The following is a 25164-nucleotide window of genomic DNA, read 5'->3' as shown; positions in this document are numbered from 1 at the left end:
GCATCCGCTTCGAACGGCGGCTGGATACGCATTACGCCTTACTCAAGCTGGCTTTCTCATTGATCTGTCTGCGATTTATCGACAGGTTTTGTTAGCGGGTCTAAGGACTTTGATTGGCATCGTATGATAAGTCCAATGCAAATCCAATAGCACATAACCATACTATTGATCAGGAAAGCATGCCAGAAAGCTTGAGCCGCTCTCCCCATGCCTTCCGGCATTGATTTAGACTGGAACGCGCACGCACAGGAGCTTTCATACGATATGAGCGATATTCTGGAATGCTTGGTCGCCAGCCTACGGCAGCCTGGCACTACGCCGCGTTATCTGATGATCGCCAACGCGCTGGAACAAGCCATCCGGCGACATCAGTTGGGCGAAGGGACTTTCCTGCCGACAGAGCGGCTGATGGCGGAAAAACTGGGGCTGTCGCGCGTCACGATCAGCAAAGCGATGGCGGAGCTGGAGCGCAAGCGGCTGATCACCCGCCAGCAAGGCCAAGGAACACGCGTCGCGCAGGCTTTCCGCTACTCGCTCAATGACAAAGGCGGCTTCACCGAGCAAGTGCTGCGCAGCGGCGGCAGCGTGGCCAATCAATGGCTGCTGCGGCAGCGTGAACGCGCGCCGGCCGCCATCGCCGGTCTGCTGCGACTGCCCGCCGGCGCGGACATCGCCAAGCTACGCCGCCTGCGGATGATGGACGGCACGCCGGCTGCGCTGGAGACCACCTACATCCCGCTGACCTATCTACCGGAGCCGGAGCGTCTCGAACACTCGCTCTACCAGTGGTGGGAACAGCATGGCGTGGAGATCGGCCATAAGCACTTCCGCCTGGCCTCCTGCCCGGCAGACCCAGACAGCGCCGCCCTATTGCATGTCCAGACCGGTACGCCGCTGCTGCGCATCCAGCAGACTAGTTTGAACTCGGCGGAACAGGTATTGGAATTCAGCGAAGTTTTGTGCCGCAGCGATCTCTATGAATTCGAGGTGCGGCTTTAAGAGAGGCCAAAAAAACCCGCCCAGCGCCTGGCTGTGCGGGTCGTGTTCGTCTCGTGGACGGTTTTGCCGTAGTGGTGCCCCGGGCCGGAATCGAACCGGCACGACCTAAGTCGAGGGATTTTAAGTCCCTTGTGTCTACCAATTTCACCACCGGGGCGGGCAAAGAGACGGCGATTCTATCCCAGAGCCGGCCCGCTGGCAAACAGGGATGGCGATCAAGGCCATGGCACGCCGCTACGGAGAACTGCGGACTTGATTCCAATCCGGGATAAAAGAGAAAAAACCACTCTGAGCTTGGCGATTACGAGTGCGGGCCAAACAAAGCAAAAACCCCGCAAGTCTTTGACTTACGGGGCTTTAACTGGAGGCGGGGGTCGGAATCGAACCGGCGTAGACGGATTTGCAATCCGCTGCATAACCACTTTGCTACCCCGCCGTTACCGGCGAACTGTCAGGTTACTCTGATCGTTTTGACTTTGGAGCGGGAAACGAGGCTCGAACTCGCGACCTCAACCTTGGCAAGGTTGCGCTCTACCAACTGAGCTATTCCCGCGTCGCACAATGCTATTGCAGAAGTTTTGGAGCGGGAAACGAGGCTCGAACTCGCGACCTCAACCTTGGCAAGGTTGCGCTCTACCAACTGAGCTATTCCCGCGTCGCATAACGCTATATGCAGAGGATTTGGAGCGGGAAACGAGGCTCGAACTCGCGACCTCAACCTTGGCAAGGTTGCGCTCTACCAACTGAGCTATTCCCGCATTCAAAACTGCTGCAATACTTCTGCTTTCTCTTCGCTGCTGCTGGAGCAGCGCTGAGAGATGCGAATTATAAGGATTTATCAGGCACTGTCAACACTTCAAACATCAATTTTTTTCCCGGAAAACTCCTTGGCAGCCATCCGAAGATAATAAACCATTGACCACAAAGTCAAAATCACCGCCAAAACCATGAAGGCGTTGCCCAAAATTAATGTGGAGACGCCGGGAAGCAGCGGCCCGGCATAGAGCAGCAATAGAATAGCCACCATCTGCGCCGTGGTTTTGAGCTTGCCGATATAGGCCACCGCCACGCTCTTGCGAGTGCCCATTTCCGCCATCCATTCGCGCAGCGCGGAAATCGCGATCTCGCGGCCGATGATGATCATAGCCATCCAGCCCTCGGTGCGCCCCATCTGAACCAGCAGGATCAAGGCCGCGGCGACGATCAGCTTGTCCGCCACCGGGTCCAGGAAAGCGCCGAAGGCCGAGGTCTGCCCCAGCTTGCGCGCCAGGTAGCCGTCCAGCCAATCGGTGATCGCCGCCAATGCGAAGATGGCGGCGCCTACCTGATTGCGGCTTTGCAGCAGCAGGACGGAATCCGGCAAAAAGAAAACCGCTACGCAGATAGGGATCAGGGCAACCCTGAGCCAGGTCAGGAATATCGGCAAATTGAAGGGCATCGGTGTCAGTAATCTTATTGTTTGCGGCTCGGTCAAAAACTGCGCGCTCGCCCCAAGCCACAACGGGACGCACAGCGATGGTTACAGTGTATAAACGATGGCGCGCCGGCAATCAATGCAGCGCGTTGTAAATCTTCTCCGCCAGCGTGCGACTGATGCCGTCCACCTGAGCCAGGTCGTCCATGCTGGCGGCGGCCACGCCGCGCAGGCCGCCAAAACGCATCAGCAGCTGTTGCCGCCGCTTGGCCCCCACCCCCGGAATCTCCTCCAATGTGGACGCGGTGCGCGCCTTGGCGCGCCGCGCGCGGTGGCCGGTGATAGCGAAGCGGTGGGCCTCGTCGCGCACCGTCTGGATCAAATGCAGCGCAGGATGGTCCTGCCTCAACTGCAGGCTCTTGTCCAGATACGGCAGGATCAACGTTTCCAGGCCCGGCTTGCGCTCTTCGCCCTTGGCGATGCCGACGATGGGCAGGTTCAGGCCGATTTCGGCGAACACCTCCAAGGCCACGCCCACCTGCCCTTTGCCGCCGTCGATGAACACAGCATCCGGCAACTTGCCCTCTCCCGCCGCCAGCTTGCCGTAGCGACGTGACAGAACTTCGCGCATCGCGGCGTAATCGTCGCCGGGCTTGGCGGTTTCAATATTGTAGCGCCGGTATTCGCTTGGCTGCATCGCGCCCTTATCGTAGATCACGCAGGAAGCCACCGTGGCTTCTCCCATGGTGTGACTGATATCGAAGCATTCAAAGCGGCCGGCGCCCTCCAACTCCAATACCTCGTTGAGCTGGGCCAGCCGCTGGTTCTGGGTGGCTTTGCTGTTGGCCCGCTGCATGATGGCCAGCTCGGCGTTCTTTTCCGCCATTTCCAGCCATACCCGCCGCTCCCCTATGGGGTTGCTGGCGATGGCCAGCTTGCGCTCGGCTTGCCGCTCCAGGTGCTGACGCAAGGTATCGGAAATTTCGCCGTTGATGATGATGGCCGGCGGCAAGGGCGCGCCCAGATAATGCTGGGCCAGGAAGGCCTCCAGGCTGTCCGCCAGTTCGCCCTCCTCCCCGCTGACCGGGAAAAAGCTTTTGTCGCCCAAATGACGGCCGCCGCGAATCATCACCAGATTGACGCAAAGCATGCCTTCCCGCTGTACCGCGGCCACCACGTCGCAATCTTGCTGGCTGGAGTTGCTGGAAACGAACTGCTTCTCCTGCACCCGCGCCAGCGCCTGAATCTGGTCTCGCAGCTCCGCCGCCTGCTCGAACTCCATCGCCTCGGCCGCTGCCATCATGCGCTGGGTCAAACCGTCGATCAGCTCGCTCTGGCGGCCTTGCAGGAAAGCCACCGCGCTGGCCACGTCGCGCGCGTAGTCTTCCTTGGAGACATGATCAACGCAAGGCCCGGAACAGCGCTTGATCTGATACAGCAAACAGGGGCGGGAACGGTTGGCGAACACCGCGTCTTCGCAGGTGCGAAGCCGGAACACTTTTTGCAGGATCTGGATGCTCTCGCGCACCGCGTAGCCGTTGGGATACGGGCCGAAATACTGGTTCGGACGCTTGGGGTCGCCGCGGTAATAGGCCATCTGCGGAAAGGCGTGGCCGGTCAACATCAGATAGGGATAGGACTTGTCGTCGCGAAACAGAATGTTGTAACGCGGCGTCAATGCCTTGATCAGATTGTTTTCCAGGATCAGCGCTTCCGCTTCGGAGCGCGTAACCGTGGTTTCAATATCGGCGATCTGGCGCACCATCAGCTGGATGCGCGGCGACTGGTCGTTCTTCTGAAAGTAGGAACTGACCCGCCGTTTCAAATCGATGGCTTTGCCGACATAAAGCACGCTGCCCGACGCGTCGAGCATTCGATACACGCCGGGCAGATTGGGTAGGGAAACCAATACCGCCTTGTAGTCAAAAACCGTTTTCGCCACTTATTTTCCACACCAGATCTGCACATTGGCCTGCGCCTGGGCGATCAGTTCATTGCGCTGGGCGTCCGAGGCCAGCGCATTGGAACCCGGCATGCGGATGCGGCTATTGATCTGCACCGTGGCCAGTTGAGTGCGGGCGTTCTGGCAATTCTGCTCGCGGATCTTGGCGTTGGCCTCCGCGACCTTGGCGTTCTCCGCGGCGATCCTGGCGTTTTCCCCGCTCGCGTCCTTGTCCGCGGCCTTTTTGCTTTCCTTGACCGGCGCCGAGGCGGGCGCCGGCGCGCGCGTATTCATGCGGCGGGCGTTGACGCTGGGCGGCGGCTGATCCGAGTACACGGTTTTTCCGGCCTCGTCCTTCCATACATAGACTTCCGCGCTGGCGGCGGCGGAGCCCAGCAAAGCCAGCAAAAAGGTCCATACTAAGGTTGACTTCATCATCGACTCCCTGACCCGAATTGCGCTGCAGATACTCAAATTGTAAGGCCTGCGCGGCCGGTCGGCAAAAAGGTAACAGGGTTGCGGGCGGAAAGCCCGTTTTTTTGCAATAGCGGCAATGCCTCGGTATAATGCCGCTTTGCCGCAAAGGAAACGCCAAGATGCGTATCATCGAGAAAGCCTATACTTTCGACGACGTTCTCCTCGTCCCGGCCCACTCTGAAGTTCTGCCGCGCGACGTAGTCCTCTCCACCAAGCTTACCCGCAACATCACCCTGAACCTGCCCTTGGTGTCCGCCGCCATGGACACGGTGACCGAAGCCCGTCTTGCCATCGCCATGGCTCAAGAAGGCGGTATCGGCATCGTGCACAAAAACATGGACCCCGCGAAACAAGCCAGCGAAGTGTCCAAGGTGAAACGCCATGAAAGCGGCGTGGTCAAGGATCCCATCACCATCGCCCCGGACATGCTGGTGCGCGACTTGGTGCTGCTGACCCGCCACCACAAGATTTCCGGCCTGCCGGTGATCGAAAACGGCAAGGTGGTCGGCATCGTCACCAACCGCGACCTGCGCTTCGAGACCCGCCTGGACCAGACCGTCGGCTCCATCATGACCCCGCGCGAGCGTCTGATCACCGTCAAGGAAGGCGCCAGCATCGACGAGGCCCGCGAGTTGATGCATACCCACCGCCTAGAGCGCGTGCTGGTGATCAACGACGCCTGGGAGTTGAAGGGCCTGATCACGGTCAAGGACATCATCAAGACCAGCGAGCACCCCAACGCCAATAAAGACAGCCAAGGCCGTCTGCGCGTGGGCGCGGCCGTCGGCACCGGCGGAGACACCGAAGAGCGCGTGATCGCGCTGGTGAAGGCCGGCGTGGACGTGATCGTGGTCGATACCGCCCACGGCCACAGCCAGGGCGTGATTGAGCGCGTGCGTTGGGTGAAGAAGAATTTCCCGCAAGTGGACGTGATCGGCGGCAACATCGCCACCGCCGCCGCCGCGATGGCGCTGGTTGACGCCGGCGCCGACGGCGTCAAGGTCGGCATCGGCCCCGGCTCCATCTGCACCACCCGCATCGTAGCCGGCGTGGGCGTGCCGCAGCTGACCGCCATCCACAATGTATCCGAGGCGCTGAAAGGCACCGGCGTGCCGATGATCGCCGACGGCGGCATCCGCTTCTCCGGCGACATCTCCAAGGCGCTGGCCGCAGGCGGCAACTGCGTGATGCTGGGCGGCATGTTCGCCGGCACCGAGGAAGCCCCCGGCGAAGTCGAGCTGTTCCAGGGCCGCTCCTACAAGTCCTACCGCGGCATGGGCAGCCTGGGCGCGATGAGCCAGGGCTCGTCCGACCGCTACTTCCAGGACAACGAAGGCAATGTGGAAAAGCTGGTGCCGGAAGGCATCGAAGGCCGCGTGCCGTACAAGGGCTCCATCGGCCAGGTGATCCACCAGTTGGTGGGCGGCCTGCGCTCCTCGATGGGCTACCTTGGCTGCGCCACCATCGCCGACATGCACGCCAAAGCGGAATTCGTGGAAATCACCTCCGCCGGCATCCAGGAGTCTCACGTCCACGACGTGCAGATCACCAAGGAAGCGCCGAACTACCACGTATCCCGCTAAGAATCTGTTTACGATCTGCTGCGCCGTCGGCGATACGGCGTTGAAAACAACTTCGAAATGCTCATGTGCTCCATGTACATTCCGCTTTCTCAGTTGTTTTCGCCTTGTCTCGCTCTAGCTCGCAAGATCGTAAGTACGCTCTAGGGTCGTCCTTTACGGCAAAACCCGCGCCAAACGGCGCGGGTTTTTTCATGGTTGAACCGCAAGCGCGGTCAGGCCAGCGACAACATCAGCCGCGTGCGCAAGGCTGTGGGCGGATTGTCGTAAGGCGAATTCAAATACTCTTCCACGCACGGCACGCCGCCAAGCGCGCGCCCGCTGCCGGGCAGCCAGTGCCGGTACAACCAGGACCAGACCGTGGACAGCTCCGCGTACGGTCCCAGGTGCGTCACGCAAGCGTACTCCCCGGCGGGAATCTCCCCCCATTCAAACCCATCCGGCAGCGGCCGCTCCTGCCAGGAATCCGGCACAGTCACGCAGGCGATGGAGCGCAGCTTGGCTTCCTCCGTTTGTTCCGCATCATCCAGATACATGCCGAATACGCGACCTGGCGCGTCGCCGACTGCGCAACCCGGACTGATGGCCTGCAAAGCGCCAAAGGCTTGGCCGATCTCCATATAACTGCCGACATGGCGGCGCATCAGCACCTTCAGCCCCTTATCCTGCTTGAGCAATGTCACTTCATGCATAACGGTCTCCCAGTCTTGCCTAGAAATGAACGCTCTGCGCTGGCGATAGCGGCCCGGACTCTCGCCGTAAGCCCTGGCGAAGGCCCGGACGAAAGCCGCGGTGCCGCCGTAGCCGGCGCGCGCCGCCACCCTCGACAAAGGGAGCGAGCCGCCGTCCAACTGCCCGGCCGCGCGATGCAGCAACAGCCGCTGCCGGGTCTCCCCCACCGTTTCGGCCATCAGGCCGCGATACACGCGGTGAAAGTGAAAGGGCGACAAGCAAGCCTCCTCCGCCAACCTTTCCAGCGGCACCGGCCCATCCAGATGGCGCCACAGGTAGTCCAGCACCCGCAGCATCCGCCATAAATACGGCGAATCCGGGCCGCCGTTGCGATAGAGCGTTCTCATGAAGTGAGCTTATCCCGCATCGATTGATTCGTTTTGCTGAGTTGGCTGTTGCAACAGCAGCCATTGCATGCTCTGGCACACATCCACCACGAAATCCCACACCACGCGATAGCGCAGCGTGCGGCGGATGTCGCTGCGGCCGCTGATCCAGTACGAGCGGATGATGCGCAGCTCCGGCAGTAGTTGACGCAGCCGCGCGTCGTCGTAGGTCAGGTAATACGGTAGCACCGCAATGCCGCCGTCGGCCAGCGCCGCCTGCTGCTGGCCCACCACGCTGGTGCAGCGCAGATTAATCAGCGGGTTGCGGCACAGACCGCGGTGAAACATCAGTTCGCGCGAGAACAGCAAGTCGTCGACATAGCCGACGATGGGATGCCCGGCCAGGTCCTCGCGCTCGCGAATGGGCTCATGCGCGTCCAGATAGGTCGGTGTCGCGTACAAGCCCAGGCAGTAATCGGTCAGCTTGCGCGTCACCACCATATTGGCCTGCGGCCGCTCCAGCGCGATGGCGATGTCCACCTCGCGGTTGGTGATGCTGACGAAGCGCGGCACCGACACTAGGTCGATCTCCAGCGCCGGATAGCGCGCTATCAGCCGCGGCAAGTGCCGCGACAGGAATAAGGAACCCAAGCCTTCCGGCGCGCCCAAGCGCACCAGGCCGGCCACCTCCACATGCCCCACCCTCGCCTCGTCCTGCATCCGGGACGCGGTGTTTTCCAGTTGCTCCGCCAGCGGCAGCAGCTGCCGGCCGGCCGCGGTCAACTGATATCCGTCCGGCTGCTGCACAAACAACGGCTGGCCCAACTGCCGCTCCAACTGCTCGATATGCCTGGCCACTGTCGCATGGGTGGTACGCAGTTGCCGGGCCGCCGCCAGCAGTTTGCCGCTGCGCTGCAAGGCCAGAAAATAACGGATGTCGTTCCAGTCGAACATTGCACCCTCCTCGCGTTTATGGTGCGCTTGCACACAACGATGGCAAGCTTCAACTGCACCGCTGTTAGAAAACTAACAGCCATTGTTCCGCTCTGGCTATTCCCAGTCCGGCCCGGCTTGATCTTATATGGTGGCGATACTGACGTCATAGGAAAGCGCGGCATGCAGGTATTGGCGGAGACATTCGACTACATCATCGTCGGCGCGGGCAGCGCCGGTTGCCTGCTGGCCAACCGCCTGTCGCGCAATCCGCGGCTCCGCGTGCTGCTACTGGAAGCCGGCGGCGAGGACAACTACCCCTGGATACACATCCCGGTGGGCTACCTCTACTGCATCGGCAATCCGCGCACCGACTGGTGCCTGCGCACCGCGCCCGAGCCCGGCCTTGGCGGGCGCAGCCTCAACTACCCGCGCGGCAAAGTGCTGGGCGGCTGCTCCTCGATCAACGGCATGATCTATATGCGCGGCCAGGCCGCGGACTACGACGGCTGGGCGGCCCAGGGCTGCCCCGGCTGGAGTTGGGACGAAGTGCTGCCGGACTTTTTGCGCATGGAGGACCACTTCGACAGCGCCCGCGCCCAGCACGGCCACGGCGGCGAATGGCGGGTGGAACGGCAGCGGCTGTCCTGGGAGATTCTGGACGCTTTCCGCGACGCGGCGGAGCAGAGCGGCATCGCCCCAGTGGACGACTTCAATCGCGGGGACAACGCCGGCTGCGGCTATTTCGAAGTCAACCAACGGGGCGGGCTGCGCTGGAACACCGCCAAAGCCTTTCTACGCCCCGCGCGCCAGCGCCCCAACCTCACTGTACTGACCCATGCCGAGGCGGAAACCTTGCTGCTGGAGGACGGCCGCGCCATCGGTATTGCATTCCTGCAACAGCGGCAGCGCTGGCAAGCGCGCTGCCGCGGCGAAATCATCCTGGCCGCCGGTGCCGTCGGCTCCCCGCTTTTGTTGCAGCGCAGCGGCATCGGCCCCGCCGCGCTGCTGCAAGAACACGGCGTCGCCGTGCGTCATGCGCTGCCCGGTGTCGGCGCCAACCTGCAAGACCATCTGCAACTGCGCATGGTGTTCAAGGTCAGCGGCGCGCGCACGCTGAACCAGCTGGCCAATAGCTGGACCGGCAAGCTGGCCATGGGCTGGGAATACCTGTGGCGGCGCAGCGGACCGCTGGCGATGGCCCCCAGTCAGCTGGGCGCCTTCGCCAAATCCGGCCCGGAACAGCCGCGCGCCAACCTGGAATACCATGTGCAACCGCTGTCGCTGGAACGCTTCGGCGAACCGCTGCACCCCTTCCCCGCCTTCACCGCCTCGGTATGCGATCTACGCCCGCTCAGCCGCGGCCGGGTCGCCATCGGAGGCGCGGGGCTGGATGCCGCGCCGCTGATCCAGCCCAACTATCTCAGCCACCCGCAGGATCGCGCCGTCGCGGTGGCCGCGCTGCGGCTGACCCGACGCATCGTCGCCGCGCCGGCGCTCACGCGCTACCGGCCGGAGGAATACCTGCCCGGCCTCGCCGCCCAGAGCGACGAGGAACTGGCCGCCGCCGCCGGCCGCATCGGCACCACCATTTTCCATCCGGTAGGCACCTGCAAAATGGGACAGGATACCGATGCGGTGGTCGATGCCAGACTGCGCGTTCACGGACTATCCGGATTAAGAGTGGCGGACGCCTCCATCATGCCCTCCATCACCTCGGGCAACACCAATTCGCCCACGCTGATGATCGCGGAGAAAGCCTCCCGCATGATTTTGCAAGACCGCCCCGCGCCGGACTGAGCGGCGCTGCGCAACATCGGCCCACCCAAACAGAGGAAGCCCACTTCCCGACCCACAACTTGTCGCAAAGCCACACCAAGAGGAGACAGCACCATGAGCAGCACCCTGACGCCCGCCGCCACGGCGGGACACACGATCAGCAGCTCCGAGCGCAAAGTGATCTTCGCCTCGTCGCTGGGCACCGTTTTCGAGTGGTACGACTTTTTCCTGTACGGCGCGCTGGCCGCGGTGATCAGTAAACAGTTCTTCGCCGGCGTCAATGAAACCACCGCCTTCATCTTCGCGCTGATGACCTTCGCCGCCGGCTTCCTGGTGCGGCCGTTCGGCGCGCTGCTGTTCGGCCGGCTGGGCGACATGATAGGCCGCAAATACACCTTTCTCGCCACCATCCTGATCATGGGCGTCTCCACCTTCTTGGTGGGCCTGCTGCCCGGCTACGCCAGCATAGGCATCGCCGCGCCCATCCTGCTGGTGGTGCTGCGCATGTTGCAGGGCCTGGCGATAGGCGGCGAATACGGCGGCGCGGCCATCTACGTGGCCGAGCACGCGCCGGACCACAAACGCGGCGCTTACACCAGCTGGATCCAGGTCACCGCCACTGCCGGCCTGCTGCTGTCCCTGCTGGTGATCCTGGCCTGCCGCAAACTCACCGGCCCGGCTTTCGACGACTGGGGCTGGCGCTTGCCCTTCCTGCTGTCGCTGGCGCTGCTGGCCATCTCCACCTGGATACGGCTGTCGATGCACGAGTCGCCGGCCTTCCTGAAAATGAAGGCCGAGGGCAAGCACTCCAAGGCGCCGCTGACCGAATCCTTCACCAACTGGAAAAACCTGCGCATCGTGCTCACCGCCCTGTTCGGCATCAACGGCGGCCAGGCGGTCACTTTCTACTGCGCGCAGTTCTATTCGCTGTTCTTCCTCACCCAAATCCTCAAGGTCGACTCCCAGATCGCCACCCAGTTGCTGGTGGTTTCCCTGCTGATCGCCGCCCCGCTATTTCTGTACTTCGGCTACCTGTCCGACCGGATCGGCCGCAAGCCGGTGATGTTGACCGGCCTGCTGCTAGCGGCTCTGCTGACCTTTCCCGCCTTCAAATGGCTGACCGCCTACGCCAGCCCGGACATCGCCAACGCCGCGCGCCAGGCGCCGGTGGTGGTGGTGGCGGACCCGGCCAGCTGCCGTTTCCAGTTTGATCCGGTGGGCAAGGCCAAACTCAACACCAGCTGTGACCAGGCCAAGGCCTTGCTGGCCAAGAACGGCGTGCCCTACCAGCGTGAAGCCGCGCCCGCCGGCGGCGAAACCCAGATCAAGGTGGGCGGACAGACGCTGACCGGCTTCGACAAGGCCGCGCTGCTGGCCGCGCTGAAACAGGCCGGCTACCCGGACAAGGCCGACCCGGACAAGATCCACTACCCGATGGTGATAGCGGTGCTGGTGCTGCTCAGCCTGATCGCCGCCATGGTCTACGGCCCGCTGGCCGCCACCATGGTGGAGCTGTTCCCCACTCGCATCCGCTATACCTCGATGTCGCTGCCCTATCACATCGGCAACGGCTGGATAGGCGGCCTGTTCCCCACCGTGGCGTTCTCGCTGGTGGTCTACACCGGCGACATCCTCTACGGCCTGTGGTATCCGGTCATCGTCTACAGCGTCAGTTTCGTGGTCTGCCTGTTGGGCTTGAAGGAGACGCACCGCGCCGACATCCATCAATAAGCTCCTTCCCACGCGCACGGCGAACCTCCCGGTTCGCCGTGTTTCTGGGTAGACTGGGGCTTTCGTCCCACCTCCCGCGCCGCCATGCCGATTCAACGTCTCAGCCAGTCCGAAACCCTGATCCTCAACCGCCACCGCTATCATCTGCGCCGCTGGGGCCCTAGCAATGCGCCGCTGCTGGTGCTGCTGCACGGCTGGATGGACAGCTCGGCCACCTTCCAATTCCTGGTGGACGCGCTGCCGGACGGCTGGCAAGTGGCGGCGCCGGACTGGCGCGGCTTTGGCGACAGCGACTGGAACCACGGCAGCTATTACTTCCCCGACTACCTGGCCGACCTCGACGCGCTGCTGGACGCGCTGTCGCCGCAACAGCCGGTCAAACTGCTGGGCCACAGCATGGGCTCGATGGTCGCCGGCATCTACGCCGGCACCCGCCCCGAGCGCATAGAAAAGCTGGTGCTGGCCGAAGGCTTCGGCCTGGCCGCCACCAAGCCGGCGGAAGCGCCTGGCCGCTACGCGCGCTGGCTGCGCGAAACCCGCGCGGCGCCCGAGTTCGGCGACTTGCAATCACTGGACGCCGTGGCCGCCAAGCTGCTGGAACGCAACCCCAGGCTGACGTCGGAGCGGGCCCAATGGCTGGCGCGCGAACTGACCCGGCAGCGGGACGACGGCCTCTACTACCGCGCCGACCCGCGCCACAAAATGGTCAACCCGGTGCTGTACCGGCTGGAGGAAGCGATGGCCTGCTGGCAGCGCATCAGCGCGCCGGTGCTGTGGGCGCTGGGCGGCGACACCGACGACCATCCGCTGGCCAAGAGCGTGGCCGCCAGCATGCCGCAGCGTCGCGCCTGCTTCGCCCAACTGCAAGAAACCGTGATTGCCGACGCCGGCCATATGCTGCAATGGGAACAGCCGGAAGCGCTGGCGGCGGCGATCCACGCGTTTTTCAGCCAACCCCAATAAGAACGTGTTTACGATCTCGCGAGCTAGGGTGAGACAAGGCGAAAACCGCTGAAAAAGCGGAGTGTACACACGGTACATGCGCATTTTGAAGATGCACTCACCGAGCCACGTTTCACGACGCGTAGCAGATCGTAAACAGGCTCCAAGAACCGCTAACAAAACCGCGTAGCGTACCTGAGCCAAGCCGCGCCGACGCAGGCAGTACTAGTAGTACGACAAGGAGGCCCAACGCAGGATCAGGGGTTTTGTTAGCGGGCCTAAAAAAAGCGCGGCCTAGCCGCGCTTTTCATGGTTGACCTACCAAATCAAACACCTAAATAACGCCGCTCCAGATGCGCCTTGAAGTGCGCCGGATTCAGCGTCTCGCCGGTGGCGCGGCGTACCAGCTCGTCCGTGCTCCAACGGCTACCCTGGCTCCAGATATTGGCGTTCAACCAATCAAAAATAGGCTCCAGATTGCCGGCCGTCACCTTCGCGTCCAGCTCCGGTTCAGCGCGGCGCAGGCTGGCGAAATACTGCGCCGCGTACATCGCGCCCAGCGTGTAGCTGGGGAAATAGCCGAAGCCGCCATCGGTCCAGTGGATGTCCTGCATGCAGCCATTGGTGTAATTGCCGCGGGTGTCCACGCCCAGATAAGCCATCATCTTTTCGTCCCACAGCGCCGGAATATCCTCGGCCTCGATCTCGCCGTCCATCAGTGCGCGCTCGATCTCGAAACGCAGAATCACATGCGCCGGATAACACAACTCGTCCGCGTCCACACGGATGTAACCTGGCTGCACCCGGCTGTACAAACGCTGCAGATTATCCAGCGCAAACGCAGGCTGCTCGCCGAAATGGCTGCGGATCAGCGGAGCGATCAACTGCAGGAAGGCCGGGCTGCGGCCCAGTTGCATCTCGAAGGACAGGCTCTGGCTTTCATGGATGCCCATGGAGCGCGCGCGGCCCAGCGGCTGCTCCAGCCAGTCCTTGGGCAGATTCTGCTCGTAACGGGCGTGGCCGGTTTCGTGGACGATGCCCATCAGACTCTGGACGAAATCATCGTCGCGGTAGCGGGTGGTGATGCGCACATCCTCCGGCACCCCGCCGCAGAAGGGATGGCTGCTGACATCCAGCCGGCCGCCATCAAAATCGAAGCGCAGCAGTTTCATTGCCTCCACGCCCAGCGCGCGCTGCCGCTCCACCGCGAACGGCCCCACCGGCTCAATCACCGTTTCCGACGCCTGCTTGGCGCGCGCGCGGTCGATCAGGCCCGGCAGCCAGGATTTCACCTCGGCGAAAATGCGCTCGATCTCCGCGCTCTTCATCCCCGGCTCGTACTTGTCCATCAGCGCGTCGTAACGGCTGCCGCCGCTGGCCTCGGCCAGCAGACGGCCCTCCTCGCGCGACAGCTTGACCACTTCGCGCAGGTTTTCCAGAAAGCCCTTCCAGTCGTTGGCCGGGCGCTGGCTGCGCCAGGCGTGCTCGCAGCGCGCGCCAGCCAGGGTCTTGGCCTCCACCAGCTCCGCCGGCAGCAGATTGGCCTGCGCCCACTCGCGGCGCATTTCGCGCAGATTGGCGCGCTGCAGCTCGTCCAGGTTTTCCTGCTCCGCCGCGTCCAGCTGTTCCTTCAGCTGCGGCGCGGTGATGATGCCGTGGGTCAGCACCCCCAGCTCCGCCAGCGCGGCGGCGCGGGCGTTGTTGCCCTTGCTCGGCATCATTGCCGCCTGGTCCCAACCGGCGATGGCGCCGAGGTGGCTAAAGCGGTGCAAGCGGGCGAAAGTGTGGGTCAATGCCTGGTAGGCGGATGTGTGCGTCATCTTGTCTCCTCTATAAAAGAACCGGTTTACGAGCTGCTGCGCGTCGGCGATACGGCGTTGAGAACCGCTTCAGAATGCTCATGTAGTCTTGTACATCTCGCTTCTTCAGCAGTTTTCGCCTTGTCTCGCTCTAGCTCGCGAGATCATAAACACGCTCTACTTGTAAAAGCATGATGCCATCAGACTATTTGATCTGACAACTTCCGCCCAAAAACCCGCAAAAGCCGCGTATTGACAAGGATTTTGATTTTGTACATTATCAATATTCCATAACTAGCATGAGGTAAAATCATGCCATCCATCGCCGCTCAACTCTTCCTCGCCTACCAGGACCGCGACTGGGAGCGCGCGCGCCGCTTGCTGTGCGACGACGCCGTGATGCTATGGCATTGCAGCGGCGAGTGTTTCCGCGGCGCGGAAGCCATCGTCCACGTCAACCGCGTTTATCCAGAGGGCTGGAGCATCCGCCTGCTGCAGGACAATCTACTAACCGACGGCCGCTGGCACGTGGTGGCGCAGGTGGACCACGGCGCGGCGCGCTTCTTCGCCAATTCGCTGTTCACTCTGGAGCACGGGCTGATCAGCCAGATAGAGGAATACTGGGCCAGCGCCGAAGCGCCGCCGGCCTGGCGCCGGGGCTTGCCGGGCAGGGCCCGGCTTGAGGCTACGGTGGTGGAAGCATCTGGAATGGAATAGCGGACCGGTCAGCCCGCCTCACGCCGCCGGCTGGCCGGCGTTGCGCGCTTGGGCTTGCGGGAATTGATGCCAATAGTAGAAGTACTCGCGCACCAGCTGCAGAAAAATGTTTTTTAGCTCCGCATCGCGCAGATGCAGCAACACCGCGTCCACCATCATGCGGAAGCTGTCGCCCTGGATGGGCTGGCCGTCCAATAGATAAAGCAAGGATTTGAGCAGGCGCTCGCGCAGATGGATGTCCGGCTCGGACATACCGTCCTCGAACAGCTTGCCCAGGTAGAGGCCCAGCGACGGCGGGAAGCGGGAGAAACCATCGCGTTCCATTCGCGTCAACAGACCTTCCCAGTCCGTCTCCAGCCAAACCCGCACATTGCGCACCGAAAAACCGCTGCGCGCGGTGATCTCCACCACTTTCTTGGTATCGCCGAGCCAGAAGTAATAGAACTCGCGGGTACAGGTCAGCGCCAGCACCTGCTCGTCCGGCGCGCAGGCCTGCAACAAACGCTCGCAAGGAACGCGAAAGCCTTCGGCGCTGCGCTCGACGCCATCCAGCCAGGGCAACATCTGCTCCAAAATGCGACGCCTCTCGTCGATCACTTGGGCAGGCGCGCCCTGACGCGCCAGCAATCGCATATAAGCCTCCAGCGCCGCCTTCAAATCGCTCATGCCCTTTCCCCAGCCCTCCCGGTCTTGCCCGCCCTTCCCCGCGCCGCTCGCGCTCTTCGGCACAGCCGGCGGACTGTTCTTATTTTCGGACAGAAATGTTGCAGACTCCAGACGGGATTCACGGCGACGTCGGCGTTTTTCTAACGCGCCGGACTGGAAACAGCTTCTCAGGCCGGCGTCAGGCTCAAGCGCAAATCCGCGCCCACCATTCGCACATCGCGGATATTCAGCTTCTGCTTATCGGCCAAGTCCTCCAGCGCCGGCCAGGCAAACAGGCCGCGCGCGGCGTCGCCGGCCAGCGACGGCGCCAGATAAAGCACGATCTCGTCCACCAGCCCGGCGCGCAGCAGCGCGCCGTTGAGGCCGGCCCCCGCTTCCACCATCAGCATATTGACGCCGCGCTGCGCCAAGGACGCCAGCAAGGCAGGCAGGTCGGCATGGCCGTCGGCCTGCCGCGGCAAGGTCAGTATCTCCGCGCCGGCGCGATAAGGCCGCAGACGCGTTTCCTCATGGTTGCAGGTGGCCAGCACAGTGCTTCCGTCCTGGTAGATACGCTGCGTCGGCGCAGTGCGCAGATCGCTGTCCAGCACCACGCGCAGCGGCTGGCGCTCGCAGGGGACTTCGCGCACCGTCAGTTGCGGATCGTCGGCCAACACCGTGCCGCTGCCAGTGAGCACCGCGCAATGCTCGGCACGCAGACGATGCACGTCGCGCCGCGCCTCGGGTCCGGTGATCCACTGGCTGCGGCCGTTGAGCAAGGCGGTCTTGCCATCCAGCGTGGCGGCGGCCTTGAGCATGACCCACGGGCGGCCGCGCTCAACCCGCGACAAGAAGCCGCGATGTACTTGTCTCGCCTCCGCCTCCATCAGCCCGGCGTCGGCGTCTACGCCAGCGGCCCGCAACATGGCCAAACCGCGGCCGGACACTTCGTGGTAGGGGTCCACCATCGCCGCAGCCACTCGGGCCACGCCTTCGTCGATCAAACGCCGCGCGCACGGCGGAGTTCGACCGTGGTGGCTGCAGGGTTCCAGCGTGACATAGGCGGTGGCGCCGCGTGGGGATAGGCCACGCGACAGGCAGTCCTTGATCGCCTGGATTTCCGCGTGATCGCCGCCCACTTGCAGGGTGGCGCCCTCTCCAATCACCGCGCCGTCGCGCACCAACACGCAACCCACGCCCGGATTGGGCGCGGCGCGGCGAGTAGCCTCGGCGGCCAGCCGCAGCGCGCGCTGCATGTAACGATGGTCATCGGCGGAGTCGTTCATGTTTCATTGCTTCCATTCATGAGCCAGCAAGCTGTACTGCCTGGCGTCGCAGTAGCGGCCTTGCAGCAGCAGGTATTCGCGCAGCAGGCCTTCAAAACGGAAGCCCAGCCGCTCCGCCACCGCGCAGCTGCGGTGATTGGCCGCCGCCGCGTCTATCGCCACCCGGTGCAGGCCCAATGGGCCGAAAGCCTCGTTCAGCAGTTGCGTCAGCGCCGCCTGCATCACTCCCTGGCCCACCTGACGGCGGTCCAGCCAATAACCGACGAAGGCGTGGCGGTTCAAGGCGTCAACGGAGTGCAGATCACAAACGCCGGCCAGCTCGCCGCCGCGCAACACCAGCCAAGTATAGGCTTTGCCGATCTGACGGCTGACGGCGGCGGACTGCAGAAAGGCGCGGGAGTCGGACTCGGAACGGGTCAGCGGCTCCCACGGCATCCATGGCCGCAGCGCGTCGCGGTTGGCGTTGATCAAGGCGAACAGCGCCGGCGCGTCGGACAGCTCAGGCGCGCTCAGCGAAACATGGGCAGGCAGGGGTTCAGACATGCAGGCACCCGCAAGGACGGAAGAATGGAGCAGTCTACTCCAGCCTCCCGCCGGGAGGTCAATGCGAAGACTTCTGGATTTCCTTGATCGCGTCGGAAAACTCGGACACGTCCTGAAAACTGCGGTAGACCGAGGCGAAACGCACATAGGCCACCTTGTCCAGGCGGGCCAGTTCGTTCATCACCATTTCGCCGATCTCGCGGCTGGACACTTCCCGCTCGCCCAGTTGCAGCAACTTGTGACAGATGCGGTCTATCGCTTCGTCCACCAGCGCGGTGGGCACCGGGCGCTTGTGCAGCGCGCGCAGGAAGCTGGTGCGAACTTTCTCGATATCGAATTCCGAACGATGGCCGGCGGTTTTCACCACCTGCGGCATGCGCACGTCGGCGGTTTCAAAGGTCGTGAAACGCTTCTCGCACACCGGGCAGCGCCGCCGCCGCCGGATGCTGCTGCCGTCCTCACTGACGCGGGAGTCGATTACCTGAGTATCGGCATTGCCGCAGAACGCGCATTTCATGACTTAATCCTAAGGGTTCCAATGTATGGATGTTATCAGCAATGCGCAGTCAAGTTAATGCCGCTATCGCCCTCCATGAAAAAGACGCCCCTGAGGGCGTCTTTTTAAGGCCGAGACCAGCGCGGCTTATTTGGAGTACACCGGGAACCGATGACACAGCGCGGTGGCTTGCTCCGCTACGCGAGCGATCAACGCATCGTCGTTCGGGTTGTCCAGCACGTCCGCCACCAGGTTGGCCACCTGGATGGCTTCGGCTTCCTTGAAGCCGCGGGTGGTAATGGCCGGGGAACCGATGCGGATGCCGGAAGTCACGAACGGGGTTTCCGGGTCGTTCGGGATCGCGTTCTTGTTCACGGTGATGTGGGCGCGGCCCAGCAGCGCGTCGGCGGCCTTGCCGGTCAGGCCCTTGGGACGCAAGTCCACTAGGAACACGTGGCTCTCGGTGCGGCCGGACACGATGCGCACGCCGCGCTCGGCCAGGGTCTTGGCCATGATGGAGGCGTTCTTCAGCACTTGTTCCTGATACACCTTGAACTCGGGCTGCAGCGCTTCCTTGAAGGCCACCGCCTTGGCGGCGATCACATGCTCCAGCGGGCCGCCTTGCAGGGTCGGGAACACATTGCTGTTGATGCTTTTCTCAAACTCGGCCTTGGCCAGGATGATGCCGCCGCGCGGGCCGCGCAGGGTCTTGTGGGTAGTCGAGGTCACGAAGTCGGCGAACGGCACCGGGTTCGGATACACGCCGGCGGCGATCAGCCCTGCGTAGTGCGCCATGTCCACCATGAAGTAAGCACCGCATTTCTTGGCGATCTGGCCCATGCGCTCGAAGTCGAAGCGCAAGGCGTAAGCGGACGCGCCGCCAATGATCAGCTTGGGCTTGGTTTCCATCGCTACGCGCTCCATGTCGTCGTAGTCGATTTCTTCCTTGTCGTTCAGGCCGTAGGCAACGATGTTGAACATCTTGCCGGACAGGTTGGCCGGAGAGCCGTGGGTCAAGTGACCGCCGTGGCCCAGGTTCATGCCCATCACGGTGTCGCCCGGCTTCAGGATGGAGAAGTACACCGCCTGGTTGGCCTGGCTGCCGGAGTGCGGCTGCACGTTGGCGTATTCCGCGCCGAACAGCTGCTTAACGCGGTCGATGGCGAGTTGCTCGACCACGTCCACATGCTCGCAACCGCCGTAGAAGCGCTTGCCTGGGTAGCCTTCGGCGTACTTATTGGTCAGTTGGGAGCCCTGGGCTTCCATCACCGCGGGGCTGGTGTAGTTTTCCGAGGCGATCAACTCAATGTGATCTTCCTGGCGTTGACACTCGGCCGCAATGGCGGCGGCGAGTTCGGGATCGAATTTGGCAATCGTCTGGTCAGCAGCGAACATCTTTGACTCATCCATCAAAGGGTTAACGATGCGGGCATTCTACACGAAATGCCGAGGCGAAATCCTTAACGTGAAGCAATTGCCGCGAAGGGAAAAACGGGCCTCTCCAGATGCGCGCAACCAGTTCAAAATCTTGCGAGCCAGGGCGCAGCCGGCTTTGAACCGCTTATCCGGGCAGGGGGTAATCAAAATTGTAGAAGTGCTCGCCGGCGGTGATCGTGATGCGCAGGCAGCCGCTGATGCCGCAGAGTTCCTCGGTGCCGGAATCCGGCGTCACCATGATGGCTTGCTCGGCGGCTCCGCGCGTCATCGTGGCGCTGTGTTGCAGCACAAAACTGCCTTTGCGGCCGTGCAGGCTGCCTTGCACCCGCTCCATGGCGACATAGCCGGCCGAACCCGGCTCCGCGCTTCGGAAGCTCAGCATCTCGCCCTGGCTGACGGCGTCCAGATCTCCATGAAAACGCTTGTCCAGCGACATGCGGCCAAGACCGCTAGCGCCGGCTGTCTCGCTCAAGGGTTCCGGGGAGAGTTTGACGTCGAAACGGCCGCTGGCGATGGATTTCATCATGTGTCCTCAAGATGGGCGCCGCCGCGGGCGCGGCAGGCCATCGTCATGATAACGCAGCCGGCCGCGGCCGCGCGCTGGCTTCTTCTATCCCGGAGTCAAACCGCCCAGCAGGAGCAGCCCAGGGCGCCGAAGAAACTCTGGGAGTCGGACACCGGCAGGCCCGCGTCCCAGGCGCGGGCGTGCTGATGCCCGTGCAGGCCGCAGGCGCTGGCGCAAGCGCAGGCCGCGCCGGCCTGGCGGTGCAGCGAGCGGCGGCCAGCGCCCTCCGGCTCGCCCCAAGCGGCGTAGCCTTTGTAGCGTCGCACCGGGGACCAATCCGGCATCGCCGGCGGTAAGGGATTGTCGTCCAGCGCGGCAAAGTCGGCGGCGGCGTAAACGATGCGGCCTCCCACCATGGTCAAGTCCGAGCTCATGAAGGAGATGTCGTCCTCGGCGCAAGCGAAGAAGTCCCGGTCCGGCACGATGAGATCGGCGAACTGCCCGGCTTCGATGCGGCCGCGCCGGCCTTCTTCATGAGTGAACCAGGCCACGTTCTCCGTCCACATCCGCAGCGCGGTTTCTCGGTCCAGGCAGTTGCGCTGCGGGTAGAGCCGCAAGCCGCCCACGGTCTTGCCGGTCACCATCCAGGCGAGCGACACCCATGGATTGTACGAGGCGACGCGGGTGGCGTCGGTGCCGGCGGACACCTTGACGCCCTTGGCCAGCATGCGGGCGATCGGCGGGGTGGCCTCGGCGGCGGCGGCGCCGTAGCGCTCGACGAAATACTCGCCCTGGTAAGCCATGCGGTGTTGCACCGCGATGCCGCCGCCCAGCGCGGCGATGCGGTCGATTGAGCGATCGGAAATGGTTTCGGCGTGGTCGAAGAACCAGTTCAGGCCGCTCAAGGGAATGTCGCGGTCCACTTTTTCAAACACGTCCAGCGCGCGGGAGATGGTTTCGTCGTAAGTGGCGTGCAAACGCCACGGCCAGCGGTTTTGCGCCAGGATGCGCACCACCTCCTCCAGTTCCCCCTCCATTTCGGGCGGCATGTCCGGCCGCGGCTGACGAAAATCCTCAAAGTCCGCGGCGGAAAACACCAGCATCTCCCCCGCGCCGTTGTGACGGAAATAATCATCGCCCTGCTTGTATTTGACTCCGGCGGTCCAGTTGAGGAAGTCCTCTTTCTCTTGCTTGGGTTTTTGGGTGAACAGGTTGTACGCCAATCTCACCGTCATCTGGCCGGCGTCGGCCAGTTGCTGGATCACCGCGTAATCGTCCGGGTAGTTCTGAAAGCCGCCGCCGGCGTCGATCACGCCGGTCACGCCCAGGCGGTTGAGCTCACGCATGAAATGGCGGGTAGAGTTGAGTTGGTAATCAAAGGGCAGCTTGGGTCCTTGGGCCAGGGTGGCGTACAGGATGGCCGCATTGGGCTTGGCCAGCAGCAAGCCGGTGGGCGCGCCGTCGGCGCCGCGGACGATTTCGCCGCCCGGCGGCGCCGGCGTGTCCTTGGTGTAGCCTACCGCGCGCAGAGCCGCGCCGTTGAGCAAGGCGCGGTCGTACAGATGCAGCAAGAAGACCGGCGTGTCCGGCGCTACCGCGTTGATCTCCTCCAGCGTGGGCAGGCGCTTCTCAAGAAACTGGTGCTCGGTGAAGCCCCCCACCACCCTCACCCATTGCGGCGCGGGCGTAACGGTGACCTGCCGCCGCAGCATCTCCATGGCGTCCGCCAGCGAACGCACTCCGTCCCAACGCAACTCCATATTGAAGTTGAGGCCGCCGCGCACCACGTGAGTATGGTTGTCGATCAGGCCGGGCAAAACGCTGCGACCGCGCAGATCGATCACGCGGGTGGCCGCGCCGGCCAACGCCATGATTTCACTGTCCTCGCCCACGGCGAGAAAGCGGCCATCCTTAACGGCAACTGCGCTGGCGCAGGGCCGAGCGCGGTCCAGCGTGGTGAAACGGCCATTGCGCAAAATGAGATCGGCCAAGGCAGTGGTGGTCATGATTGCTTCTCCTGTGAGGCGGCGACCGGGCTCGCCGGCTGGCTGACGGCGGCTGGCGCGCCATGGCGCAACGCTTGGAATTGGGGCCAAAGCTGCTCGCCGATCAACATGCCCAGCAGGCCGAGGATGGCGACGGCCGGCGGCGCCGGCGAACGCACGTGCAGCAGGCTGTAGATGACGCCCACCAACAGGCCGGTCGCCAAGGAAATCAGATAAGGTTTCATGCTTGCGCCCTCTACCGGCGGCGTGGCCGCCGGCATGGAATCAATACGCTCGGCGGATCAACCTTCTTGGGCGCCGAACATGGTTTTGGCATACTGGATGCCCAAGCCGTAGCCTCCGCCCAGCTTTTTGGCGATGCCGGTGGTTAGGTCGTATGTGTCGGCTCGCGCCCAGTCGCGCTGCAATTCCAGCAAGTATTGCAAGGCCGTGATCGGCCGCGCGCCGGCCTGCACCATGCGCTGGATCGCGCGCTCGTGCGCTTCCGCCGAGATGTCGCCGCAAGCGTCGGCGATCACGTAGACCTCGAAGCCCTGGGACAGCGCGGACAACGCCGGGCCGACAATGCAGACGCTGGTCCACAAGCCCGCCAGCACAATGCGGCCCTTGCCGATATGGTTGACGCGATCAATCACCGCCGCGTCTTCCCAGGTGTTCATCGAACTGCGGTCCAGCATACGCTGTCCGGGAAAGGGGGCGCTCACCTCTTCGAACATCGGCCCGGAAAAGCTCTTTTCGGCCACAGTGGTCAGTATCGTGGGCACCTTGAAGCCGGCGGCGGCGCTGGCAACCAAGCCGGCGTTGTTGCGCAGCGTGGGCATGTCGATGGAGTGAGTGGCGAAAGCCATCTGCGATTGGTAGTCGATCAGGATCAGCGTGTGATCGTGCGGGGTCAGCAACAGCGGGCTGGGGGTCGGGGTGGCTTTCAGGCTCATGGCATTCTCCAGTGGATCAAGGAATGAACAGACGGCGGCCGGGTGGGCAAGACGCCGGGCGGGCAGAAGGGCCGCCGGCCCCTGCCCGCCGCGGCAGTCATTCGCGGCTGTCCACCAGAATCAGTTCGGCGTCCTCTCCGGCGACGATGCGCAGCAAGTCCTCATCACGGATCGCCGCGCCGTCGCGGGCTTGCAGCGTCACGCCGTTAACCTCCGCCCGGCCGCGAGCCAGCACCAGATAAGCGCAACGCTGTGCGCCCAACCGGTAATCGACGCTTTCGCCGGCCTTGAGGGCGGCGCCCAACACGCGGGCGTCGGCACGGATCGGCAAGGCCTGATCGTCGCCGTCCATGCCGCTGGCCAGAGCGACGAAGGCGCCGGAGCGGTCCTCCTTGGGAAACGGTTTGCTGCCCCAGGACGGCTCGCCTCCGCGCCGCTCCGGCATGATCCAGATCTGGAAAATACGGGTGTCGACGGCTTCCAGATTGTATTCAGAGTGAACAATGCCGCTGCCTGCGCTCATCACTTGCACATCGCCGGCCTCGGTGCGGCCCTGATTGCCCAGGTTGTCGCGGTGGCTGATCGCGCCTTCACGAACATAAGTGATGATTTCCATATCCGCATGCGGATGTGGAGGAAAGCCGGTGCCCGGCGCGATGGTGTCGTCGTTCCACACCCGCAGAGCGCCCCAGTGCATGCGCGCCGGGTCATGGTATTCGGCGAAGGAAAAATGGTGTTTGGCGTCCAACCAGCCATGGTGGGCTCCGCCCAGGCTGGCGAAAGAGCGATGTTCTATCATGCTGTCCTCCCGTATTGTGGCGAGGCGCCGCCTGCCCGGCGACGCGTCTGATGCAACCACTATACGCAGCGGACAACGCTATGTTAACGGGATATATGGAATTGCATCGTTTCCATTTTTGACATGATTAATGCGCTATCTTGCAGTTTGATGGTTAAAATTGAAATCCATCGCCTGAAGCGAATCCAATGATGAAACGACTCCCCGATCTGGAAGCCTGGGCTATTTTCGCCAAGGTGGCGGAATGCGGCTCCTTCGCCCGCGCCGCCGCGGAACTGACGCTGTCCCAGGCCACGGTGTCCAAGGCCATCACGCGCCTGGAAGCCCGAATGAAGACCATGCTGTTCCACCGCACCTCGCGCCGCATCACGCTGACCGAGGCCGGCCACGCCGCGCTGGAGCGGGCCAGCCGCATCCTGGCGGAGGGCGAGGCGGTGGAGGCGGACATCGCCGAGCAATCCACCAGCCTGCGCGGTGCGGTGCGGGTCACCGCGCCAATGTCCTTCGGCCTGTCCCACCTGGCGCCGCTGCTGCCGGAGTTCATGGCCCGCCACCCGGACGTGGAACTGGACTTCCACTTCAGCGACGAGCAGGTGGATCTGGTGGCCAAACGGCTGGACCTGGCGCTGCGCATCGCCTCGCTGACCGACTCCAGCCTGCTGGCCCGCCGCCTGTGCGCGGTGCGCATCCTTCTGGTGGGCTCCCCGGCGTATTTCGCGCGCTATGGCCGGCCCCGCCATCCCCGCGAGTTGGCCGAACACCGCGCGCTGTTGTACAGCAACGCGCCCGGCGGGCAGTTCTGGCGCTTCCGCCACCCGGATGAAGGCGAGTTCGCGCTGGAAATGCCCTCGCCGCTGCGGGTCAACAACGCCGAGGCATTGACGCCGGCGCTGCGCGCCGGCCTGGGCCTGGCGCTTCAGCCGGAATTCCTGGCCTGGCAGGATGTGCAGGCCGGCGAACTGGAAACCGTGATGATGGATTGGCAGGTGGACCCGATCGCGCTTTACATTCTGACGCCGCCGGGCCGCAGCCGGCCGGCGCGGGTGCAGGCCTTGATCGACTATCTGGCGGCGCGGCTGGCCGTCGCGCCATGGGCGCGCCATCAGCCGGAAGCGAAAGGCTGAGCCCCATGACCAAGCCC

At 63.4% G+C, this 25164-nt stretch carries 23 protein-coding genes and 5 tRNA genes; 7 read left to right on the top strand and 21 right to left on the bottom strand.

The features are described 5' to 3' along the window. Positions 1–264: 264 nt before the first annotated feature. On the top strand, positions 265–999 hold the full coding sequence (locus BR71_RS12435) for a GntR family transcriptional regulator (RefSeq protein WP_052370535.1): 735 nt from the start codon (positions 265–267) through the stop codon (positions 997–999). 72 nt (positions 1000–1071) lie between these two features. Here BR71_RS12435 and BR71_RS12430 read toward each other — a convergent pair. The 8 genes from BR71_RS12430 to BR71_RS12395 all read right to left on the bottom strand — a co-directional run bounded on the left by BR71_RS12430 (position 1072) and on the right by BR71_RS12395 (position 4790). Further along, a tRNA-Leu gene (locus tag BR71_RS12430) sits at positions 1072–1156 on the bottom strand. A gap of 205 nt (positions 1157–1361) precedes the next feature. After that, a tRNA-Cys gene (locus BR71_RS12425) sits at positions 1362–1435 on the bottom strand. Between the two features lie 41 nt (positions 1436–1476). Further along, positions 1477–1552: transfer RNA gene (locus BR71_RS12420), tRNA-Gly, on the bottom strand. A 26-nt stretch (positions 1553–1578) separates the two neighbouring features. Further along, positions 1579–1654 (bottom strand) — tRNA-Gly (locus BR71_RS12415). A gap of 27 nt (positions 1655–1681) precedes the next feature. Beyond that, a tRNA-Gly gene (locus BR71_RS12410) sits at positions 1682–1757 on the bottom strand. Between the two features lie 98 nt (positions 1758–1855). Further along, positions 1856–2437, bottom strand: a complete 582-nt coding sequence (pgsA, locus tag BR71_RS12405; RefSeq protein ID WP_019100077.1) for a CDP-diacylglycerol--glycerol-3-phosphate 3-phosphatidyltransferase — start codon at positions 2435–2437, stop codon at positions 1856–1858. 112 nt (positions 2438–2549) lie between these two features. Next, positions 2550–4355, bottom strand: coding sequence for an excinuclease ABC subunit UvrC (gene uvrC / locus BR71_RS12400; protein ID WP_043637721.1), 1806 nt, complete (start codon positions 4353–4355; stop codon positions 2550–2552). Further along, positions 4356–4790, bottom strand: coding sequence for a DUF4124 domain-containing protein (locus BR71_RS12395; RefSeq protein ID WP_081862644.1), 435 nt, complete (start codon positions 4788–4790; stop codon positions 4356–4358). 161 nt (positions 4791–4951) lie between these two features. Between BR71_RS12395 and guaB the strand changes: the two genes are divergently transcribed. Beyond that, a complete protein-coding gene (guaB, locus tag BR71_RS12390; protein ID WP_019100074.1) occupies positions 4952–6415 on the top strand; it encodes an IMP dehydrogenase in 1464 nt (487 codons plus the stop codon). A gap of 212 nt (positions 6416–6627) precedes the next feature. Here guaB and BR71_RS12385 read toward each other — a convergent pair whose 3' ends face one another. Together BR71_RS12385 and BR71_RS12380 are read right to left on the bottom strand one after the other, a co-directional pair. Further along, on the bottom strand, positions 6628–7491 hold the full coding sequence (locus BR71_RS12385; protein ID WP_043637719.1) for an AraC family transcriptional regulator: 864 nt from the start codon (positions 7489–7491) through the stop codon (positions 6628–6630). A 9-nt stretch (positions 7492–7500) separates the two neighbouring features. After that, a complete protein-coding gene (locus BR71_RS12380) occupies positions 7501–8424 on the bottom strand; it encodes a LysR family transcriptional regulator (protein ID WP_043637715.1) in 924 nt (307 codons plus the stop codon). A gap of 162 nt (positions 8425–8586) precedes the next feature. Here BR71_RS12380 and BR71_RS12375 point away from each other — a divergent pair, with 162 nt between their 5' ends. The 3 genes from BR71_RS12375 (at position 8587) to BR71_RS12365 (ending at position 12876) form a co-directional block, all read left to right on the top strand. After that, complete coding sequence (locus tag BR71_RS12375; protein ID WP_043637713.1) at positions 8587–10203, top strand: GMC family oxidoreductase; 1617 nt, start codon at positions 8587–8589, stop codon at positions 10201–10203. A gap of 93 nt (positions 10204–10296) precedes the next feature. Beyond that, the gene (locus tag BR71_RS12370; RefSeq protein WP_043637710.1) at positions 10297–11913 is read left to right on the top strand and encodes an MFS transporter; all 1617 of its coding nucleotides are present in this window, start codon (positions 10297–10299) and stop codon (positions 11911–11913) included. An 84-nt stretch (positions 11914–11997) separates the two neighbouring features. Beyond that, complete coding sequence (locus tag BR71_RS12365; protein ID WP_043637707.1) at positions 11998–12876, top strand: alpha/beta fold hydrolase; 879 nt, start codon at positions 11998–12000, stop codon at positions 12874–12876. 305 nt (positions 12877–13181) lie between these two features. Here BR71_RS12365 and BR71_RS12360 read toward each other — a convergent pair whose 3' ends face one another. Continuing rightward, positions 13182–14675, bottom strand: a complete 1494-nt coding sequence (locus tag BR71_RS12360) for a carboxypeptidase M32 (RefSeq protein ID WP_043637705.1) — start codon at positions 14673–14675, stop codon at positions 13182–13184. A 291-nt stretch (positions 14676–14966) separates the two neighbouring features. Between BR71_RS12360 and BR71_RS12355 the strand changes: the two genes are divergently transcribed. After that, positions 14967–15371, top strand: a complete 405-nt coding sequence (locus tag BR71_RS12355) for a nuclear transport factor 2 family protein (RefSeq protein WP_052370533.1) — start codon at positions 14967–14969, stop codon at positions 15369–15371. Between the two features lie 18 nt (positions 15372–15389). Here BR71_RS12355 and BR71_RS12350 read toward each other — a convergent pair whose 3' ends face one another. From BR71_RS12350 to BR71_RS12305, 10 genes are all read right to left on the bottom strand, one after another. Further along, on the bottom strand, positions 15390–16037 hold the full coding sequence (locus tag BR71_RS12350; protein ID WP_043637702.1) for a hypothetical protein: 648 nt from the start codon (positions 16035–16037) through the stop codon (positions 15390–15392). A 167-nt stretch (positions 16038–16204) separates the two neighbouring features. Beyond that, a complete protein-coding gene (ribD, locus tag BR71_RS12345) occupies positions 16205–17302 on the bottom strand; it encodes a bifunctional diaminohydroxyphosphoribosylaminopyrimidine deaminase/5-amino-6-(5-phosphoribosylamino)uracil reductase RibD (protein WP_043637699.1) in 1098 nt (365 codons plus the stop codon). Between the two features lie 3 nt (positions 17303–17305). Further along, positions 17306–17845: a GNAT family N-acetyltransferase gene (locus BR71_RS12340; protein ID WP_043637696.1), complete on the bottom strand. Its 540-nt coding sequence runs from the start codon at positions 17843–17845 to the stop codon at positions 17306–17308. Positions 17846–17903: 58 nt separating this feature from the next. Continuing rightward, positions 17904–18362: a transcriptional regulator NrdR gene (nrdR, locus tag BR71_RS12335; protein WP_019100637.1), complete on the bottom strand. Its 459-nt coding sequence runs from the start codon at positions 18360–18362 to the stop codon at positions 17904–17906. Between the two features lie 126 nt (positions 18363–18488). Continuing rightward, positions 18489–19736, bottom strand: coding sequence for a serine hydroxymethyltransferase (glyA, locus tag BR71_RS12330; protein ID WP_043637694.1), 1248 nt, complete (start codon positions 19734–19736; stop codon positions 18489–18491). Between the two features lie 166 nt (positions 19737–19902). After that, positions 19903–20304 (bottom strand): DUF3224 domain-containing protein, encoded by a 402-nt coding sequence (locus BR71_RS12325; protein WP_208854870.1) that lies wholly within the window; start codon positions 20302–20304, stop codon positions 19903–19905. A 95-nt stretch (positions 20305–20399) separates the two neighbouring features. After that, complete coding sequence (locus tag BR71_RS12320) at positions 20400–22289, bottom strand: amidohydrolase (RefSeq protein ID WP_043637692.1); 1890 nt, start codon at positions 22287–22289, stop codon at positions 20400–20402. Further along, positions 22286–22513, bottom strand: a complete 228-nt coding sequence (locus tag BR71_RS12315) for a DUF1427 family protein (RefSeq protein ID WP_156038969.1) — start codon at positions 22511–22513, stop codon at positions 22286–22288. The genes BR71_RS12320 and BR71_RS12315 overlap by 4 nt, the downstream gene beginning before the upstream one ends. Positions 22514–22570: 57 nt before the next feature. Beyond that, complete coding sequence (locus tag BR71_RS12310) at positions 22571–23224, bottom strand: hydrolase (protein WP_043637689.1); 654 nt, start codon at positions 23222–23224, stop codon at positions 22571–22573. A gap of 97 nt (positions 23225–23321) precedes the next feature. Then, the gene (locus tag BR71_RS12305; RefSeq protein ID WP_043637687.1) at positions 23322–24023 is read right to left on the bottom strand and encodes a pirin family protein; all 702 of its coding nucleotides are present in this window, start codon (positions 24021–24023) and stop codon (positions 23322–23324) included. A 188-nt stretch (positions 24024–24211) separates the two neighbouring features. Here BR71_RS12305 and BR71_RS12300 point away from each other — a divergent pair, with 188 nt between their 5' ends. Further along, positions 24212–25147 (top strand): LysR family transcriptional regulator, encoded by a 936-nt coding sequence (locus tag BR71_RS12300; protein ID WP_244269623.1) that lies wholly within the window; start codon positions 24212–24214, stop codon positions 25145–25147. Positions 25148–25164 lie beyond the last annotated feature (17 nt).

The sequence above is a fragment of the Chromobacterium haemolyticum DSM 19808 genome, from assembly GCF_000711885.1.
Taxonomy (GTDB): domain Bacteria; phylum Pseudomonadota; class Gammaproteobacteria; order Burkholderiales; family Chromobacteriaceae; genus Chromobacterium; species Chromobacterium haemolyticum.
This window is presented reverse-complemented; position numbering and strand designations above follow the sequence as displayed.

Bases quoted from the DNA above. Each gene is read 5' to 3' on its own strand.
- BR71_RS12395 (WP_081862644.1), bottom strand. From the start codon at position 4,790: ATGAAGTCAACCTTAGTATGGACCTTTTTGCTGGCTTTGCTGGGCTCC.
- BR71_RS12435 (WP_052370535.1), top strand. From the start codon at position 265: ATGAGCGATATTCTGGAATGCTTGGTCGCCAGCCTACGGCAGCCTGGC.
- BR71_RS12385 (WP_043637719.1), bottom strand. From the start codon at position 7,491: ATGAGAACGCTCTATCGCAACGGCGGCCCGGATTCGCCGTATTTATGG.
- guaB (WP_019100074.1), top strand. From the start codon at position 4,952: ATGCGTATCATCGAGAAAGCCTATACTTTCGACGACGTTCTCCTCGTC.
- BR71_RS12370 (WP_043637710.1), top strand. From the start codon at position 10,297: ATGAGCAGCACCCTGACGCCCGCCGCCACGGCGGGACACACGATCAGC.
- BR71_RS12325 (WP_208854870.1), bottom strand. From the start codon at position 20,304: ATGATGAAATCCATCGCCAGCGGCCGTTTCGACGTCAAACTCTCCCCG.
- pgsA (WP_019100077.1), bottom strand. From the start codon at position 2,437: ATGCCCTTCAATTTGCCGATATTCCTGACCTGGCTCAGGGTTGCCCTG.
- BR71_RS12375 (WP_043637713.1), top strand. From the start codon at position 8,587: ATGCAGGTATTGGCGGAGACATTCGACTACATCATCGTCGGCGCGGGC.
- BR71_RS12300 (WP_244269623.1), top strand. From the start codon at position 24,212: ATGATGAAACGACTCCCCGATCTGGAAGCCTGGGCTATTTTCGCCAAG.
- BR71_RS12350 (WP_043637702.1), bottom strand. From the start codon at position 16,037: ATGAGCGATTTGAAGGCGGCGCTGGAGGCTTATATGCGATTGCTGGCG.
- nrdR (WP_019100637.1), bottom strand. From the start codon at position 18,362: ATGAAATGCGCGTTCTGCGGCAATGCCGATACTCAGGTAATCGACTCC.
- BR71_RS12340 (WP_043637696.1), bottom strand. From the start codon at position 17,845: ATGTCTGAACCCCTGCCTGCCCATGTTTCGCTGAGCGCGCCTGAGCTG.
- BR71_RS12360 (WP_043637705.1), bottom strand. From the start codon at position 14,675: ATGACGCACACATCCGCCTACCAGGCATTGACCCACACTTTCGCCCGC.
- BR71_RS12320 (WP_043637692.1), bottom strand. From the start codon at position 22,289: ATGACCACCACTGCCTTGGCCGATCTCATTTTGCGCAATGGCCGTTTC.
- BR71_RS12305 (WP_043637687.1), bottom strand. From the start codon at position 24,023: ATGATAGAACATCGCTCTTTCGCCAGCCTGGGCGGAGCCCACCATGGC.
- BR71_RS12365 (WP_043637707.1), top strand. From the start codon at position 11,998: ATGCCGATTCAACGTCTCAGCCAGTCCGAAACCCTGATCCTCAACCGC.
- BR71_RS12310 (WP_043637689.1), bottom strand. From the start codon at position 23,224: ATGAGCCTGAAAGCCACCCCGACCCCCAGCCCGCTGTTGCTGACCCCG.
- BR71_RS12355 (WP_052370533.1), top strand. From the start codon at position 14,967: ATGCCATCCATCGCCGCTCAACTCTTCCTCGCCTACCAGGACCGCGAC.
- ribD (WP_043637699.1), bottom strand. From the start codon at position 17,302: ATGAACGACTCCGCCGATGACCATCGTTACATGCAGCGCGCGCTGCGG.
- glyA (WP_043637694.1), bottom strand. From the start codon at position 19,736: ATGTTCGCTGCTGACCAGACGATTGCCAAATTCGATCCCGAACTCGCC.
- BR71_RS12315 (WP_156038969.1), bottom strand. From the start codon at position 22,513: ATGAAACCTTATCTGATTTCCTTGGCGACCGGCCTGTTGGTGGGCGTC.
- BR71_RS12380 (WP_043637715.1), bottom strand. From the start codon at position 8,424: ATGTTCGACTGGAACGACATCCGTTATTTTCTGGCCTTGCAGCGCAGC.